This window comes from Pseudomonas borbori (genome assembly GCF_900115555.1).
Classification (GTDB): Bacteria; Pseudomonadota; Gammaproteobacteria; order Pseudomonadales; family Pseudomonadaceae; genus Aquipseudomonas; species Aquipseudomonas borbori.
In genome coordinates this window covers 41,399-56,834 of the sequence record NZ_FOWX01000029.1, presented here as the reverse complement: position 1 = coordinate 56,834, position 15,436 = coordinate 41,399, and the positions used below count along the sequence as shown (strand labels likewise).

14 protein-coding genes are annotated in these 15,436 nt (G+C 56.7%); 7 read left to right on the top strand and 7 right to left on the bottom strand.

What is annotated here, in order from left to right:
- Positions 1–91 precede the first annotated feature (91 nt).
- From BM315_RS18735 to BM315_RS18720, 4 genes are read right to left on the bottom strand one after another with little or no spacing between them, the layout of a single operon-like run.
- Complete coding sequence (locus BM315_RS18735) at positions 92–826, bottom strand: helix-turn-helix domain-containing protein (protein WP_090504027.1); 735 nt, start codon at positions 824–826, stop codon at positions 92–94.
- Positions 827–835: 9 nt separating this feature from the next.
- Positions 836–1,033: a hypothetical protein gene (locus BM315_RS18730; protein ID WP_090250644.1), complete on the bottom strand. Its 198-nt coding sequence runs from the start codon at positions 1,031–1,033 to the stop codon at positions 836–838.
- 7 nt (positions 1,034–1,040) lie between these two features.
- A complete protein-coding gene (locus BM315_RS18725; RefSeq protein WP_090504025.1) occupies positions 1,041–2,420 on the bottom strand; it encodes a heavy metal sensor histidine kinase in 1,380 nt (459 codons plus the stop codon).
- Complete coding sequence (locus BM315_RS18720; protein ID WP_090250649.1) at positions 2,417–3,100, bottom strand: heavy metal response regulator transcription factor; 684 nt, start codon at positions 3,098–3,100, stop codon at positions 2,417–2,419. The genes BM315_RS18725 and BM315_RS18720 overlap by 4 nt, the downstream gene beginning before the upstream one ends.
- A gap of 207 nt (positions 3,101–3,307) precedes the next feature.
- On the opposite strand from BM315_RS18720, the gene BM315_RS18715 reads away from it, so the two are divergent.
- From BM315_RS18715 to BM315_RS18690, 6 genes are all read left to right on the top strand, one after another.
- Positions 3,308–3,667, top strand: coding sequence for a co-regulatory protein PtrA N-terminal domain-containing protein (locus tag BM315_RS18715; protein WP_090250653.1), 360 nt, complete (start codon positions 3,308–3,310; stop codon positions 3,665–3,667).
- Positions 3,668–3,830: 163 nt separating this feature from the next.
- Positions 3,831–4,388 carry a cupredoxin domain-containing protein gene (locus BM315_RS18710; protein WP_090504022.1) on the top strand — a complete coding sequence of 186 codons (558 nt, stop codon included), beginning with the start codon at positions 3,831–3,833 and terminating at the stop codon, positions 4,386–4,388.
- Positions 4,389–4,533: 145 nt separating this feature from the next.
- Entirely contained in the window at positions 4,534–5,067 is a 534-nt protein-coding gene (locus BM315_RS18705) for a cupredoxin domain-containing protein (protein ID WP_090504020.1), read from the top strand.
- Positions 5,068–5,169: 102 nt separating this feature from the next.
- Positions 5,170–5,415, top strand: a complete 246-nt coding sequence (locus BM315_RS18700; protein WP_090504017.1) for a DUF2933 domain-containing protein — start codon at positions 5,170–5,172, stop codon at positions 5,413–5,415.
- 5 nt (positions 5,416–5,420) lie between these two features.
- Positions 5,421–7,787: a heavy metal translocating P-type ATPase gene (locus BM315_RS18695; protein WP_090504015.1), complete on the top strand. Its 2,367-nt coding sequence runs from the start codon at positions 5,421–5,423 to the stop codon at positions 7,785–7,787.
- Between the two features lie 158 nt (positions 7,788–7,945).
- Complete coding sequence (locus BM315_RS18690; protein ID WP_090504012.1) at positions 7,946–8,146, top strand: heavy-metal-associated domain-containing protein; 201 nt, start codon at positions 7,946–7,948, stop codon at positions 8,144–8,146.
- Positions 8,147–8,252: 106 nt separating this feature from the next.
- On the opposite strand, the gene BM315_RS18685 is transcribed toward BM315_RS18690, so the two are convergent.
- The 3 genes from BM315_RS18685 to BM315_RS18675 all read right to left on the bottom strand — a co-directional run bounded on the left by BM315_RS18685 (position 8,253) and on the right by BM315_RS18675 (position 12,483).
- Positions 8,253–10,601, bottom strand: coding sequence for a S8 family peptidase (locus BM315_RS18685; protein ID WP_090504009.1), 2,349 nt, complete (start codon positions 10,599–10,601; stop codon positions 8,253–8,255).
- Between the two features lie 188 nt (positions 10,602–10,789).
- Positions 10,790–11,773 carry an AAA family ATPase gene (locus BM315_RS18680; protein WP_090504006.1) on the bottom strand — a complete coding sequence of 328 codons (984 nt, stop codon included), beginning with the start codon at positions 11,771–11,773 and terminating at the stop codon, positions 10,790–10,792.
- Positions 11,774–11,877: 104 nt separating this feature from the next.
- On the bottom strand, positions 11,878–12,483 hold the full coding sequence (locus BM315_RS18675; protein ID WP_090504004.1) for a DUF6088 family protein: 606 nt from the start codon (positions 12,481–12,483) through the stop codon (positions 11,878–11,880).
- Positions 12,484–12,854: 371 nt separating this feature from the next.
- On the opposite strand from BM315_RS18675, the gene BM315_RS18670 reads away from it, so the two are divergent.
- A complete protein-coding gene (locus BM315_RS18670; protein WP_090504001.1) occupies positions 12,855–15,425 on the top strand; it encodes a heavy metal translocating P-type ATPase in 2,571 nt (856 codons plus the stop codon).
- Positions 15,426–15,436: the final 11 nt, after the last annotated feature.

Genomic DNA, 15,436 nt, shown 5'->3' with positions numbered 1-15,436 from the left:
CCGGCCGCTATACGCTTGAACGAAGGAGCTGATCACTTGGGCTGCAGATACGCAAACCGCATCGGCGGAAGCATCTCAGTTGAAGTGAATATCAGCTTGTTAGTTTCACGTGACCGAGTGCGGAAGAGGGATCGAGCCCAAACAACGCCCGAAAAGAGCGTGAAAAATGTGCGGCATCGGCAAATCCAGCAGCATAGGCAGCCTCTGTCAGATTGTGACCGATAGACACAAACCGTAGCGCCACGACTAGCCGGCTCCACTTGCGATAGCTACGCAGTGGAAGACCAGTTTGCTCAACGAACCAATGAGAAAACCGGGTGGGCGACAGATGCACAAGCTCGGCCAGTCGTATCCGATCATCGTGTCGCTCCTCCAGTGCCTGAAGCACTGCCCGCATACGCGGATCAGCTGCCTGCGGTGTTTTCAGGCCCAGCAGTCGCCTAACCTCCTCACGAACCAGATGAGCAGATACCTCCGGCGTTTCAAGTAGCTGCTCGATGGCAAACGTATTGCCGACAGAGATCGAGACCAACTGGGCGGCCGATATACAGCTCATAGCACGAGCCTCTTCCGACAGCGCATCAAGGTATATCGAAAGCACTTCAGTACCTTCAATCTGATGCAGTGTGCCGGCCTTTATGCAGATGGCCGGTGCAGTAAGCGCCTGACTCGGCCCTCGCACCGTCACTTGACCGCTAAGGCCAATGGTCACTTGGTGCGCCATATGGCTGTGCCGATCATGGCTGCCGGCGTGCCCCAAGAATATCCCCAGCCCTGGCGATACCCAGGCTTTTCCACGCCAGCAGACACCCTCGGGAATGGCCATTTAAGCGCCTCAGGCCTTTGTGTCGTGCTGATGTTCGATTTTGCGGATTTCGGCCTGAAAAGCCTCATCGAGCAGGCTCGGCTTCTTGCGCCATGGCTGGCGGTCAGGCTTGCGCTGCGCGGCGTACAACACGATTTCACCGCCTGTGGTAGCAACAAAGCTTTGTGCTTGTCGCTCAAGTTCGGCTCTTAACTCGTCTTTGGTCATGACGACCCTATGATGGTTGCTGGGGAAATTCCATGTGAAAGGCGGTGATGCCATTGCCGGAGGTACACCAGATCTTTCCTTTGTGGGACTCAACGATTGATCGAGTAATGGCCAAGCCAAGCCCGGCATTGCTCGGACTGCCTTCACGGCGCGCCGGGTCTACTCGATAGAAACGATCGAACAGTTTATCCAGGTGCTCCGGCTTGATGGTTTCGCCGGGGTTCTCGACGATGAGCGTGATAGCACTTGCAGTCGACTTGATCGTTACCGAGATAATTTTCCCGGCAGGTGTATAGCGCAGTGCATTCGACAACAGATTCGAGATCGCCCGATCCAGCATCAGCTTGTCACCCAGCACGCTGCCTGAACCGGTCACAACCAACTGGATGCCATGCTCATCAGCTATTAGGTGGTAGTACTCAAACAGCTTGGTGACTACCTCGCTGAACTCAATGCGCGTCTGCTCGGGAATGATCAAACCGTTGTCCGATTTAGCTAGGAACAGCATGTCATCGATCATGCGCGACATGCGTTTCAGATCTTCTAGATTCGAGTAGAGGTTCTCTTCATAGGCTTCGAGGTTGCGTTTTTGGGTGAGTACCACTTCGGTGTGCGTCATCAGGTTGCTGAGAGGTGTGCGTAACTCATGAGCGATATCGGCAGAGAAATTTGAGAGTCGAACAAATGCGTCGTCGAGCCTGGCAAGCATCGCATTAAACGAAGTAACCAACTGCTGAAGTTCAAGGGGGACGGGCTCCAGTGGGATACGCTCTTTCAGCGACCTCGCCGACATTGACGTAGCAACCAGGGTCACCTGTCGCAGGGGTCTCAAACCACTACGCGCAACAACCCAGCCCAACGCAGCGCTGACCAATGCGCTAATGACCAAGCCAAGCCAGAACCACCGCTGCAGCGTTTCAAAGAAATGCACGTGATTGGTCACGTCAAGGATCAATAGGGCCGTAAGGAACGCGGGCTGATCAGGGGTCGAAACCTGCGCAGTCATACCTCTGTACATGTGCCCGTTCTCCTCCCACTCCCACATACCGTGATCAGGGTTGAGGCGGTACTTTTCTGGAACATTGAACGCCTGTGGCTCGGCAAAAAGTACAGTGCCGTCGTTTGCAAAGATGACTGCCGCCAGATCGTGGTGAGCCCCTAATAGCGCTTTCAGCTGAGGCAACACTCCTTCAAGGTCTGCATGGCTCCGTGTATTACTCAGAATCTGCTGAGTTGATTCGAGCTTCTCATCCAGTGTCTGCTGGTCGAGCATCATGAAGTGATGTCGACTGAGCTCATTAAAGCTCAGGCCTGCCACTGTGAGGACTGCAATCACCGCAAGCATGAACATCAAGCTCATGCGCGCGGTCAGTGACAGGTGCTTCATTCCGACTCCGGAGCATCAAGCATGTAACCCATGCCACGAGCGGTATGAATCAGTTTCAGCTCGAATTCATCGTCAATTTTCGCCCGCAAGCGCCGGACAGCAACTTCGATAACATTGGTATCGCTGTCGAAATTCATGTCCCATACCTGGGAAGCGATCAACGACTTCGGAAGGACTTCGCCGCGCCGGCGCAGCAGTAGTTCGAGCAACGCGAACTCCTTCGCCGTCAGGTCAATTCGCTTGCCACTGCGTACGGCACGTCGCTTCAGCAGATCAACTTCAAGGTCGGCTATTTTCATGGTGGTCTGCGTGGGAGAACTATTACCGCGGCGGAGCAATGTCCTGACGCGGGCTAACAGCTCAGAGAAGGCGAATGGCTTGACTAGGTAATCGTCCGCCCCCAGCTCTAGACCTTTCACACGGTCCTCAACACCGTCACGTGCCGTCAGAAATAACACCGGGACATCCTTCCCTGCGGCCCGGATCATCCGCAGCACTTCCCAGCCATCCAGACCCGGCATCATTACGTCCAAAATCAGCAGGTCATAGGCTTCGCTCAGTGCATGCTGAAGCGCATCCGTTCCCGTCATAACACGGTCGACGTTGAATCCAGCCTCAGTGAGACCCTGTTGCAGGTAAATGCCTGTTTTTGGTTCGTCTTCAGCGACCAGAAGTTTCATGCGGGCTGTTCCCAAATTTTGAGTGGCCTGAGTGTGCAGTCAAATCCCCCTCCCAACCAGAAGCTTACGCAAATGTAATCCTAGCCTCAGCTCTCTGTCAGGGTGCCTTGTCTAGGGTGCAGACATGAGCACTAGGTTGTGCTCTTGGCCCTCGAATGAATAACAACCAGAGGTGCCAGTCACAGCGTCAACTGAGGAGACTGCCCTATGAAACTGCTTAAACCCTTATTTCTGGCTGGTTCGCTCCTGCTTTCTTCAGCTGTTCTGGCAGAGGGAGGGAGCGACCGCATCTTCGAACGCATCGAGAGCATGCGCGACAAAGCCGAAGCGGTGCTGATTCAAGCGGAAAAGGCTCCCGCCAGCGAGCGCCATGTGCATATGAAGGAGCACATGAAAATGCTCGACGAGATGATGAGCCAGCTTCACAACGAGCATCCTGCTCCCGGCATATCTACGGAAGAACATCTCGCGTGGATGGAGCGGCACGACAAATTGGTTGATGACGTCCTCGCGCAAATGATGCGTGAGCACAAGCTGATGATGGCTGATAAAGAGTGCCACCCATAGGATTCCCCATCTTCAAGGCCTTCATGATTGCTCCTTTGGCCTAGCGGCACCTTGACGGTGCCGCATTTTTTTCAAGCTGACTAATTTGTAGTTTTGGGGTAAGCCCCCCGGCAGGATGCGGGGAATAGCATGAGGTTTCCAACCACCTCAGTGAGGTCTCATCATGAAACGTTCACGTCCACAACTGTTGGTCACAGCACTTCTCTTCGCAGCTGTAGCTCAAGCCTCTGCGCAAACTTCCAGCAGCGCACCCAGCATTGGCCAGCAGGCCCAAGCGACCCCCGCTACGCGTACCGTTTTCATCAAGATGGATGACATCAGCTACGGCCAGAAATCTATCGATGTGAAGCCTGGCGAAACTGTCCGCTTAGTGTTGAAAAATGAAGGAGCGCTGATGCACGAATTCAATATCGGTAAAGCCGTATCGCAACTGGAGCATCAACGCGAAATGGCTGCTTTGTTTAAAGACGGCACACTGACGCCAACAGGCAAAGCAACGTCAATTGTCTGGCGTGAACGATCAGGCTTAGGGGACTCCAATCCACCGGGCATTCCTGAAGTCGTTCAAGCGATACATGATGATCCCAACGCCATCCTTGTTGAGCCCGGAACTACCAAGGAATTTGTCTGGACCTTCCACGACACGGCTAACCTCAACTTCGCCTGCACCCTCCCAGGACATTATCAGGCAGGGATGGTCGGTGAGTTCGTAATGCGTTGAATCAAAAGCCGGTGCCCCGGCAAATGCCGGGCCGCACCTGACTTTAGTGAATCTTTCAGATATGTAGTTTTCGCGTAAGGCTACTAACAGCACCGCCTGGTTAACATCAATCTCGTTCCCAACAACTCCATTTTCGAGATTTATTATGAAAGCCAAACTCGCTTCTTTGTTTATTACCACAACCCTGATTTTTTCCGCCTTTATAGCCATGGCTAGCCCGAGCCATAGTAAAAGCGATATCGGTCAGCCTGGGGGCTCCACAAAAGCGGATCGAACCATCGAAATCAGGATGGGCGATATCTTTTTCGAGCCGAAGAGTATTGATATCAAAGCAGGAGAAACCGTCCGCTTCGTACTCAAGAATGAGGGATCGCTGCTGCATGAGTTCAACTTAGGCATGGCAGCCGCACATGCCGCCCATCAAAAAGAAATGGCAGCAATGTTTCAGAACGGCACGCTTTCTCCAACTGGAGCACAGGACATGAGCAACATGGATCATGCTATGGGCGGGATGAAGATGGTCGGTATGAAACACGACGACCCAAACAGCGTCCTGATCGAGCCGGGGGCCACTGAAGAACTGGTATGGACCTTTACCAACGCAACGGGGCTTGAGTTCGCCTGCAACATCCCAGGCCATTATCAATCGGGAATGGTCGGCAAAGTGAACGTACGCTAATCATTGAGTTCGGATTGATATACGTCAATCGCTCGGGCGCAGTAGAGACTAATGTCATTTCTGCCCCACCAATACTGCCTCAACTCAAACGAGGATCGAGCCATGGACCACTCCCACCACCCAGGCTCTGAATTGCCATTCTGGAAACGCAAAACTGGCATTGCGCTGATCATGCTGGCTGTCATCGGCGTTTTTTATGTGGCCCGCGAGCATTTTGGCCACATCTCCCAAGCGCTGCCTTACTTGATTCTGCTGCTGTGCCCGCTGATGCACATGTTCGGCCACAACCACGGTGGGCATTCCCATCGCAGCGAGACCGATACTCCCAAGGACGACAATAGGAAGTAAGCCCAATGCACAGCACCCAGTGCCATCTCGACCATGACCATTCCAAGCATCAGGAAGACCAGCATGGAAGTCAGCACGATCCGGTGTGCGGCATGGCCGTCAAGCCAGACAGCCAATTCACTGAAAGCCACGAAGGCCAGACATACCGATTCTGTAGCGCGAAATGCCAGGAGAAGTTTCGCGCAGACCCTACCCGCTACGTGCACCGTCCCCAGCATGATGAACATATAAACCATGAAACACCGCTTACCGCACTTGGAGCCTCTGGATCTGCGGAGTACACCTGCCCGATGCATCCGGAAATACGTCAGCCACAACCTGGCAATTGCCCCATCTGCGGCATGACCCTGGAGGCAGTGATCCCGGAATTAGAGGAAGAGGAGAATTCAGAACTCAAGGATTTCTCCCGGCGCTTCTGGTGGACGCTCCCTCTCACGATCATCGTGACTGTATTGGCTATGGCCGGCCACTCGTTAACGCTATTCCATGGCGCAACGCAGAACTGGGTGGAGCTTGCCTTGGCAACGCCTGTAACCCTGTGGGGTGGCTGGGTATTCTTTGCCCGAGGCATCGACTCGATCCGCCATCGCAGCCCAAATATGTGGACACTGATTGGCCTGGGTACAGTGGCTGCCTACCTCTACAGCGTTGCTGCGACCCTAGTCCCACAGCAGTTCCCCCAAGCCTTCTTTCAGGACGGGCGCATCGGTGTCTACTTCGAGGCTGCGGCGGTAATCATCTCCCTGACGTTATTGGGCCAAATACTCGAACTAAAGGCACGCTCACAAACCTCAGCCGCTATCAAATCACTATTGGGCCTGGCACCCAAAACCGCGCGACGCATCAAACCTGACGGCCAGGAAGAAGACGTTCCGTTGACCCATGTGCACCTGGGCGACCATTTGCGAGTACGTCCCGGCGAGAAAGTCCCAGTGGACGGCACCGTTCTCGAAGGCGAAAGCGCCGTCGACGAGGCCATGCTAACCGGCGAACCGCTACCGGTGACCAAGCGCGTTGGCGATACGCTGATCGGCGCAACCATGAATACCCACGGTAGCCTGGTAATGCAGGCGCAGAAGGTGGGGGCCGATACCATGTTGTCCCAGATCGTGCAGATGGTCGCCAGAGCACAGCGCTCCAAGGCACCCATGCAACGTATGGCCGATGCCGTAGCGGGTTACTTCGTGCTTGGCGTGATCGCTATCGCGATCCTCACGTTCTTCGGCTGGGGCTTGTTCGGTCCGGAGTCGGGCTGGGTATTTGGTCTGATTAACGCGGTTGCCGTACTGATCATCGCCTGTCCCTGTGCACTGGGCCTGGCGACCCCTATGTCGGTGATGGTTTCGACTGGCAAGGCTGCAACCAGTGGTGTCTTGTTCCGCGATGCCAGTGCCATAGAGAACCTGTGCAAGATCGATACGCTGATCGTCGACAAAACCGGCACGCTGACCGAGGGACGGCCTGTATTCCACAGCGCAGAAGGTGCCGGCCCATTCGAACCGAACGAGGTGCTGCGATTGGCTGCAAGCCTTGATCAAGGCAGTGAGCATCCGCTGGCCCATGCGATCGTTGATTACGCCCGCACCCAGGGTATTGAGTTGTCCAAGCCGGACTCTTTCGAGTCGGGCTCCGGCATCGGTGTGCGCGGCCAAGTGGAAGGTCGGCAGCTGCAATTGGGTAATACAGCATTGATGGCAGACGCCGGAGTAGATGCCACACCTCTGAGTAACCGGGCTGAGCAGCTCCGTCTGGAGGGCATCAGCATTGTCTTCTTGGCGGTGGATGGCGTTCTAGCAGGACTTCTGGCGGTCTCCGATCCGATCAAACCAACCTCCAAACAAGCAGTCACCAGGCTTCAAGAGGTCAATGTGAAAGTCATCATGGCCACTGGCGATGGACTTACAACCGCAAGGGCTGTAGCCAGGGAGTTGGGTATCGAAGAAGTCCATGGCGAGGTTAAACCTCAGGACAAGGAAAAGTTGGTTGCCGATCTGCAGAGCTATGGCCGCCGAGTAGCCATGGCTGGCGATGGCATCAACGACGCCCCTGCGCTGGCTCGTGCCGATGTGGGTATCGCGATGGGAACCGGTACAGATGTGGCGATGAACAGTGCTCAGGTGACCTTAGTCAAAGGTGATCTGATGGGCATCTTACGGGCAAGAACATTGTCCGTGGCCACGGTAAAAAACATGCGGCAGAACCTAGCCTTTGCCTTCATCTATAACGCCATGGGAATTCCACTCGCAGCAGGGGTGCTTTATCCCCTGACAGGCCACTTGCTGTCGCCCATGATTGCGGCATTGGCTATGAGCGTCAGTTCAGCGTCGGTTGTATTCAACGCATTGAGGCTGCGGAAAATCCGCATCGATTGAAATGAACGTGAATCTAAAGCCAGTGGGCAGCTATCAATAACTCCATCAACTCCGAAAGGACATCTACTCAGCGCTAAAAAACAAGCTTGACCTTGCCATCGTGTCAAGGTCGATGCTCAGGTTACGGCATCTATGCCGCCTAACCAACGAGGTGATTTATGTTCGCTCTACAGGTATCAGGAATGGGTTGTGGCAGTTGCGTCAGCAAGATCACAAAGGCAATTCAGGCGGTAGATGAAACCGCAAAAGTGGAGATTGACCGTGCTGCCGGTAAGGTATTGGTAGACAGCCAAGAACCCGCGGAATCTATCCGCAAGGTGATTCAGGATCTGGGCTATACCGCGCAGGTCAGCCCGTAAGAGCCGACTGAGTTGTGATCGACTCCTTTTGACACCCTCAATCCGAGCTTTTGCGAACGTTGAGGTCATGGCTTCAGGGCCATGACCTCATTTGAAACCCTTGATCTCAGACCAGTACCGCCGTCTGTGCCTCGATCAGAGTTTCCACTGCCGCATAGAGGTCAACTTCCGTTTGCTGAGTTTTGATCGAGACCACCAGACTGTACCTTACGGTGTCGTCATATCGCTGCTGCTTAACAAGCGTTTTCCACCACCCCAGTGCGGGATAGATACCAAGCATTCCCCGTCCTGCCAGTTCAGCTGCAGTGCCTCGCCAGATGTCCGAGTGTAGAGAGCCTCGATGCCGTGTCTGGGTTCCGAGCAGCCAGTTCGGATCTGAGCCGCCGCCCTGGTAACCACCTTCCTCTTCATCCCGTGCACGCTTGTTGATGCGCTGGCGGAACTGGTCACGATCTTCGTTTGGGCGGCTGACATCGAAGCGTAAGCCGTGCGACTCGTACCGATAGCGCCCCTTGATACCGCGCTCGGCTATGCCGGGGTTTGGCTCTACGAAGTAGGAAAGTGTCACTCGCATTTCCACCTCGATGTTGCCTAGGTTGAGCAGTTCCTCCTGCGGCCAGGGAAGCAGATGAAGATGCATATCCCGCGCGGTGGGCGGCTTGGTGCCCTGCCTCATGAACGGCCTGAGATGGTCCTCGACAATCATGGTCAAGGAGTCGCCGGCACTCCACAGGGCACGACTCAGATCTGGTACGCCAAAGCCGCAGTGTTTAACCAGATTCTCGTAGCCTGCCTTGGTGCCAGCAGCAAGGAAATCCTGCCTCATACGATCAGGCCACTCAGCTGAGTGTACGATTAGAGCTCGTACAGTCTCGGGCCAGAACTGTGGGTAGTTCGTCGATACTTGTGCGGCCATGCGAGCTGCTAACGCGGATGCTGCGCTGGTGGCGCTGGTCGTCGTCAAAAGCCGTTGTTCTGGTTCGTGTGCCGTGGTGACAAGGGAAAGACAGGGCTCGGTGTAGGCTTGTTGCCCGTCTGTGGCCAGGTTGCCTCCTTCGAACACTACATCGGGTTTCAAGGGCCAAGCCGAGTTGCTCCAGGTCCCCGAAGTCGTGCTGTATGGGCTGAGGCTGCCTGCGGCAGCGATCGGGCGCAATCCAGGGTTGGGAGGGTCGATAGTGACCTTCTGGGTGTAAGCGCCTACGCACAATGCGTTCCAGGCCTGGGCCGGATCATGGATTCCGTCGGTGGTGGTGTTATGCGGGTAGTGCGTGGCCTGGTTCTTGTCCGCATTGCCGGCGGACACGACGATCAGCCGAGGGTTAGCTCTCTCTCCCAATACGTCGGATGCGAGTTCATCAACTGCAGCTGACCATGCAGAAGGGCGGCCGCGATCTCGGTCGTCGAGGCTGGTGATCGCCATGCTGTAGACCCTGCGCACTTCCGGCTTGGCGGTATCCGGCTGGGTTACGGCGTCGATCATCAACGCGCCGTAGGGCTCCTTTTGATTTCCCTGGGCTGCGGGGAGCAATTTCACCGACTCAAGGCGGTGCTCGATCGAAATCGGGTTCTGCCCATTGAGAGGGTCAAACAGATCACCATAAAGGGCGATGCCTGCGAGCTGTGTGCCATGACCCGTAGTATCCGCAACACCCCAGTTGTGGTTGACGGTGTAAAGGTCATTCGCGTCAATGTGCTGAGCTAAGAGTGGGTGGCCCCGATTGACTCCGGTATCTAGAAGGCAGACGCGGATACTGTCGTCCCCTGCGGGGGTGGTTCGCTCAAGCAGGTTCTCGACCCATTCTCTTTGTTCTAGCGGCGCAAGGGCATCAAAAAACTCGGCTGTGTCCTTGGCTCTACGAATCTCGGCGACCTCGTTGAGCAGCAAGAGTGACCGAGTGATGGCTGCTCGCGAGGCATAAACGTTGAGTACTGTCCGCTCAGGAAACTTCAGCACTTTCTCGGACGTGTGAAAGCCGCATGCTTCGGCAACCGACTTAAAGCGGTTCAGCACTGCTTCACGGCCTTCCCTGATAGGCAACCAGAATTCCCACCAAATGGTTTCGTTTTCATCTGGCGGCAACACTGCGGGATCATCAGTCCACAGGGCGTTGAAAGCTGCGACTCGGATTTCTTGGATTGGATTCAGGAGCGGAGCGTTGCGCGGACTCCCCTTGGAGGTCTCCACCTCCAGGTATTGCCTGACGAGGTTCTCAAAGGCTTTGAGCTGACCATCTGGAACGAATACCGTGGCGAAGTCAGTATTCGTGGCGGGGTCATGACGCAGGTTCATGAGCTCAATGCGCTGAGCGCCTCGGGCAAGGCCCTCGAATGCAAGCGCGTAACCAGGCTCGCTCCGAAATTCGATTTGCAGGCCGTACCCACCTTCGGACCTGTCTCCTTGTCGCATTTGCCTTTCAGATGCTTCGCGCTGCAACTGTACTGCAGAGGCCATCTGACCGCTGACGTGTTGGAGTTGAGCGAGTAGTTTTCCGCCATGAGCCCCTCGATTTGGCGTGGGGTAACGAGGGTCTCGTGTTGCTGATGCTGTGGATCGGAACCGTTCGGGTAGTCCCTGTCCCTGGAGATGAAAGTGAGGCCGTTGTCCGTTGATCGATTCCGTCATCTAAATGCTCAACTACGTTAGGAGTGCCGTCTCCCGTGGAAAGTCTTCCGTTCTTCAAGGTGTCTTTCCACGTCCTTGACCTCCATCTCGGTACGGTCATGAATGATCGTGTCCTTGATCGCGTCGTCTGCCGCCCTCGCAAGTTCTGCATGGCTGAGCCCCTCTGCGACCTTGCAGAGTTTGTCCCAGCTGCGAATCGACTTGGAAAAGTTCGCTAGTCGATTCTTGAGCACAGCCTTGGTCTGTTCCTGATTGGGCAGTCCGTATTCGATAACATCATCGAAGCGTCGGAACAAGGCGTAGTCAAGAATTTCCGGGTGGTTTGTGGCAGCGATGATCAGGCTGTTGGACTGATCCTGCTCGATCATCTGCAGAAAGCTGTTCAGGACGCGGCGGATTTCGCCCACGTCGTTGGCAAGACCACGCTGGGAACCGATGGCATCGAATTCGTCGAAGAAATAAATGCCACGAGTATCGCGAATGGCATCAAAAATCTGACGCAGCTTGGCTGCGGTCTCCCCCATGTACTTGGTGATGAGGCTATCAAGGCGGACGATGTACAGCGGAATCCCAAGCTCGCCGGCGAGCGCCGAGGCGGTCATGGTCTTGCCGGTACCAGGTGGCCCAACCAAAAGCAGCTTGCGGCGAGGGGAGAGGCCGTGTGCACGAATCTTCTCGAAATTGCGCTGCTCATTGATGATTCTTCCAAGACGGGCATGAGTGGCCTCGTCCAGAATCATTTCCGAAAAGCGGGTCTTTGGAAGAGCTACTGAAAGCAGGTTACTCAGCTCGCCGCGAGGCTGACCGATGGGCACCGGCTGCCCGGAAGGCAGACGATTTTTCTTGGCCGAATCAATTAGAGCCCGCAAATCTTCTGCAAGCTTCCCGTGACCCTGCTTAGCCTCATGGGCCGCCATCTGCATAGCAACGGCAAGGAAATGCGTGTCATCTCCCTTGATATGCGAGCGCAGAAGCGCTTTCAGTTGTTCGCCGCTAGCCATGGTTATCTACCTTCCCGTAGGGGTTAGTTTAATCGTTAAGACCCGCTTCTGACCTGGAATACGTCAACTTTTATTCACACAAGCAATCAGTGTCTGGCCTGAGTTCAACGCAATTCGTTTAACACCGCGGCCCTGCCAAGGGCCGTGGCCATCCAGCTGGGAAGGCTCGCACGGACCGAACCTAGGCTTTCCCAGTCCACCTTCGCCAAGTGCCGCCGAAGTTTCTGGGCCGAATTTTCAGCCTGATCTTCACCCACCCAGGCCATCGCCCTGAGCGCATCCCCAGCTGGCGTCGCCCCCAAGGAGAACAGCCAGTAGGGCGCGTGCTGGAAGTAAATTGTCCGTGAGCCGACTACCAACCGCTTACTGCGTCCTGTGGTGAGGTACACCTCTTTACTCGAAGCAGCTCGCGTCAACCCCATTGATTTCGCGGCCTGTGCGCCATCGAGCGAGATGCACTGCTTGCCCTGAGCGGCGATTGATTTCACCAATGACTCTGCCGACGGGGCTCTGGCCTGGTCTTTGTCACGCACCGGCGCAACGTAAATACCGCGCGCAATTCGCATCAGTTGCCCGGCTTTAGCCAAGCGACAAAACGCCTGATCAACCGCAGCACGACTACCAAGGTGAAGAAATTCCTTGGGCGCAAGAACTCCACCCTCGCCCTGGGATTGGCTGCGCTCCAAGATCGCTTGCGGGATCGATCGCATATGAAAGCTCGGCTCATATCAATGTCAGATATTTAATTATACTTCTGACATATGAGCAACAGCCGTTCATCTTCTATCCCCAGGGTTGGGCTAACCGGCTATTTCTCATTGAGCTACGGGTGTTCCAGGCCGCGCTGAACGCCACGGCGGAGCGACGGCTAAAGAGGCACAGTTGCTGGCCAATACGGAACAGGCACGAGCAAAGCAACTGTCGCCACAAAGGTCGTCGCGTGGGCTCTGCCCGAAGGCTGGATACGGGCTACGGCAGTTCGAACTGGCGCGTCGTGAAATAAATCGCCCACAGGCCTTGACCTTCCCACACGGGGAAGCTTGAAACTTCTCTTCAACAGAAACATTCAAGGGATATTTCAATGGCTTCCGTTGCCCAACAAGACGTCAATCCATCCATGTCCTCAGTCACTCGCCTGAGCCTGCCCGTCGAAGGCATGACGTGTGCTTCGTGTGTCGGCCGCGTCGAACGCGCGCTGAAAGAGGTCACCGGCGTGCAGATGGCCTCGGTCAATTTGGCCACCGAGCGCGCCGACATCACTTTCACGGGCTTGGCCGACTCGCAGGCCGCTGTGCGCGCCATCGAGAGCGCCGGCTACACCGTTCGCGAAGAGACCACCGAGCTCGCGATCGAGGACATGACCTGCGCATCATGTGTGGGCCGGGTTGAGAAGGCGCTCGCAAAAGTCCCTGGCGTGCTTGAAGCCACTGTCAACCTGGCGACCGAGCGCGCGCGGGTGCGCCACCTTGCCGGTGTCGCCTCCACCGCCGACCTTGAAGCAGCGGTCGAACAGGCGGGTTACAAGTCCCGCCGCGTGTCCGCCGAAACGCCGACTGCGGGCGATCAGGACGCCGAGCGTCGTGAGATTGAGGCTCGGGCGCTGCGGCGCGATCTGCTTGTTGCATCCATCCTCACCCTGCCAGTCTTCATCCTTGAGATGGGCTCTCACCTCATTCCCGCCATGCACCATTGGGTGATGGGGGTCCTGGGTCAGCAGGCGAGCTGGTATATCCAGTTCGCTCTTGCCACCCTGGTCCTGTTCGGTCCAGGCCTGCGCTTCTTCCGCAAGGGCGTACCGGCGTTGCTGCGCATTGCACCCGACATGAACTCGCTGGTCTCGCTCGGCACTGCGGCTGCTTACGGCTATTCGGTGGTCGCGACCTTTATCCCCAAAGTACTCCCGCAAGGTACCGCCAACGTCTATTTCGAAGCTGCCGTGGTCATCGTGACCTTGATCCTGCTCGGACGAACGCTGGAAGCGCGCGCCAAGGGGCGAACGTCGCAGGCGATCAAGCGGCTAGTCGGACTTCAGGCCAAGACCGCGCGCGTCGAGCGCAACGGCGAGACGATCGAAATTGCCCTTGATCAAGTGGCGACAGGTGACGTTGTGCTCGTTCGTCCGGGCGAGAAGATTCCGGTCGACGGCGAGGTCGTCGAGGGCACCTCTTATGTTGACGAGAGCATGATCACCGGCGAGCCGGTGCCCGTGTCAAAGGGAGCGGGGGCAGAGGTCGTCGGTGGCACGATCAACAAGACGGGCGCTTTCAGTTTCCGCGTAACCAAGGTCGGCGCGAACACGATGCTCGCGCAGATCATCCGCCTCGTCGAAGAAGCGCAGGGTTCCAAGCTGCCGATACAGGCGCTGGTCGACAAGGTGACCATGTGGTTCGTCCCGGCCGTGATGGCGGCGGCCGCGCTGACTTTCCTGGTCTGGCTGATCTTCGGTCCGGACCCGGCGCTGACCTTCGCGCTCGTGAATGCGGTCGCGGTTCTCATCATCGCCTGCCCGTGTGCCATGGGGCTGGCCACGCCGACCTCGATCATGGTCGGTACTGGCCGCGCGGCCGAGTTCGGCATTCTCTTCCGCAAGGGCGAAGCCTTGCAGGCGCTGCGCGATGTGAGCGTGATCGCTCTCGATAAGACCGGCACACTGACTAAAGGACGCCCAGAACTGACTGACCTCGTCCCCGCCGAGGGTTTCGAATACAACGAAGTGCTGGCTCTCGTTGCGGCGGTCGAGACCCGCTCCGAGCATCCAATCGCCGAAGCGATCGTCGCAGCCGCAAAGCAGGCGGATTTCACGCTCGCACCCATCGAGGGCTTCGGCGCGACACCAGGCTTCGGCGTGTCGGCAAAGGTCGCCGGTCGGACCGTCGCTGTCGGCGCGGACCGGTTCATGACGCAGCTCGGTCTTGATGTGTCGAGTTTCCTGCCAACCGCCCAGCGTCTTGGCGAGCAAGGCAAGAGTCCGCTCTACGCCGCGATCGACGGCCGCTTGGCGGCGGTTATCGCGGTCGCCGATCCGATCAAGGAAACGACACCCGCGGCGATCAAGGCGCTGCACGCGCTCGGGCTCAAAGTCGCGATGATCACCGGTGACAACGCAGCTACAGCCGCAGCGATCGCCAAGCAGCTCGGCATCGATGAAGTCGCTGCCGAGGTCTTGCCCGACGGCAAGGTCGCAGCACTGAAGAAGTTCCGGATCAATGGGGCGCGGGTCGCCTTCGTGGGCGACGGTATCAACGACGCGCCGGCACTCGCAGAAGCGGACGTCGGGCTGGCCATCGGGACGGGAACCGATGTGGCGATCGAGGCAGCTGACGTAGTACTGATGTCGGGTGACCTGCGTGGCGTGCCGAACGCCATCGCTATCAGCCAGGCAACGATCCGCAACATCAAGCAAAACCTGTTCTGGGCCTTCGCCTACAACGCCGTGCTGATTCCGGTCGCGGCGGGCGCACTCTACCCGGTAAACGGCACGCTGCTTTCGCCGATCTTCGCTGCTGCTGCGATGGCCTTCTCCAGTGTCTTCGTGCTCGGTAACGCGCTCCGACTCAAACGCTTCCGGGCACCTATGACGGTCGAAACCAGCACCGCGAACTCAGTAAACCTGGCGATATCGACCAAGTCACGCCTGGTGTCCGAGCACTGATCTTGGCCCGA

Coding starts and splice junctions, on each gene's coding strand:
- BM315_RS18735 (WP_090504027.1), bottom strand. CDS start 826: ATGGCCATTCCCGAGGGTGTCTGCTGGCGTGGAAAAGCCTGGGTATCG.
- BM315_RS18730 (WP_090250644.1), bottom strand. CDS start 1,033: ATGACCAAAGACGAGTTAAGAGCCGAACTTGAGCGACAAGCACAAAGC.
- BM315_RS18725 (WP_090504025.1), bottom strand. CDS start 2,420: ATGAAGCACCTGTCACTGACCGCGCGCATGAGCTTGATGTTCATGCTT.
- BM315_RS18720 (WP_090250649.1), bottom strand. CDS start 3,100: ATGAAACTTCTGGTCGCTGAAGACGAACCAAAAACAGGCATTTACCTG.
- BM315_RS18715 (WP_090250653.1), top strand. CDS start 3,308: ATGAAACTGCTTAAACCCTTATTTCTGGCTGGTTCGCTCCTGCTTTCT.
- BM315_RS18710 (WP_090504022.1), top strand. CDS start 3,831: ATGAAACGTTCACGTCCACAACTGTTGGTCACAGCACTTCTCTTCGCA.
- BM315_RS18705 (WP_090504020.1), top strand. CDS start 4,534: ATGAAAGCCAAACTCGCTTCTTTGTTTATTACCACAACCCTGATTTTT.
- BM315_RS18700 (WP_090504017.1), top strand. CDS start 5,170: ATGGACCACTCCCACCACCCAGGCTCTGAATTGCCATTCTGGAAACGC.
- BM315_RS18695 (WP_090504015.1), top strand. CDS start 5,421: ATGCACAGCACCCAGTGCCATCTCGACCATGACCATTCCAAGCATCAG.
- BM315_RS18690 (WP_090504012.1), top strand. CDS start 7,946: ATGTTCGCTCTACAGGTATCAGGAATGGGTTGTGGCAGTTGCGTCAGC.
- BM315_RS18685 (WP_090504009.1), bottom strand. CDS start 10,601: ATGGCCTCTGCAGTACAGTTGCAGCGCGAAGCATCTGAAAGGCAAATG.
- BM315_RS18680 (WP_090504006.1), bottom strand. CDS start 11,773: ATGGCTAGCGGCGAACAACTGAAAGCGCTTCTGCGCTCGCATATCAAG.
- BM315_RS18675 (WP_090504004.1), bottom strand. CDS start 12,483: ATGCGATCGATCCCGCAAGCGATCTTGGAGCGCAGCCAATCCCAGGGC.
- BM315_RS18670 (WP_090504001.1), top strand. CDS start 12,855: ATGGCTTCCGTTGCCCAACAAGACGTCAATCCATCCATGTCCTCAGTC.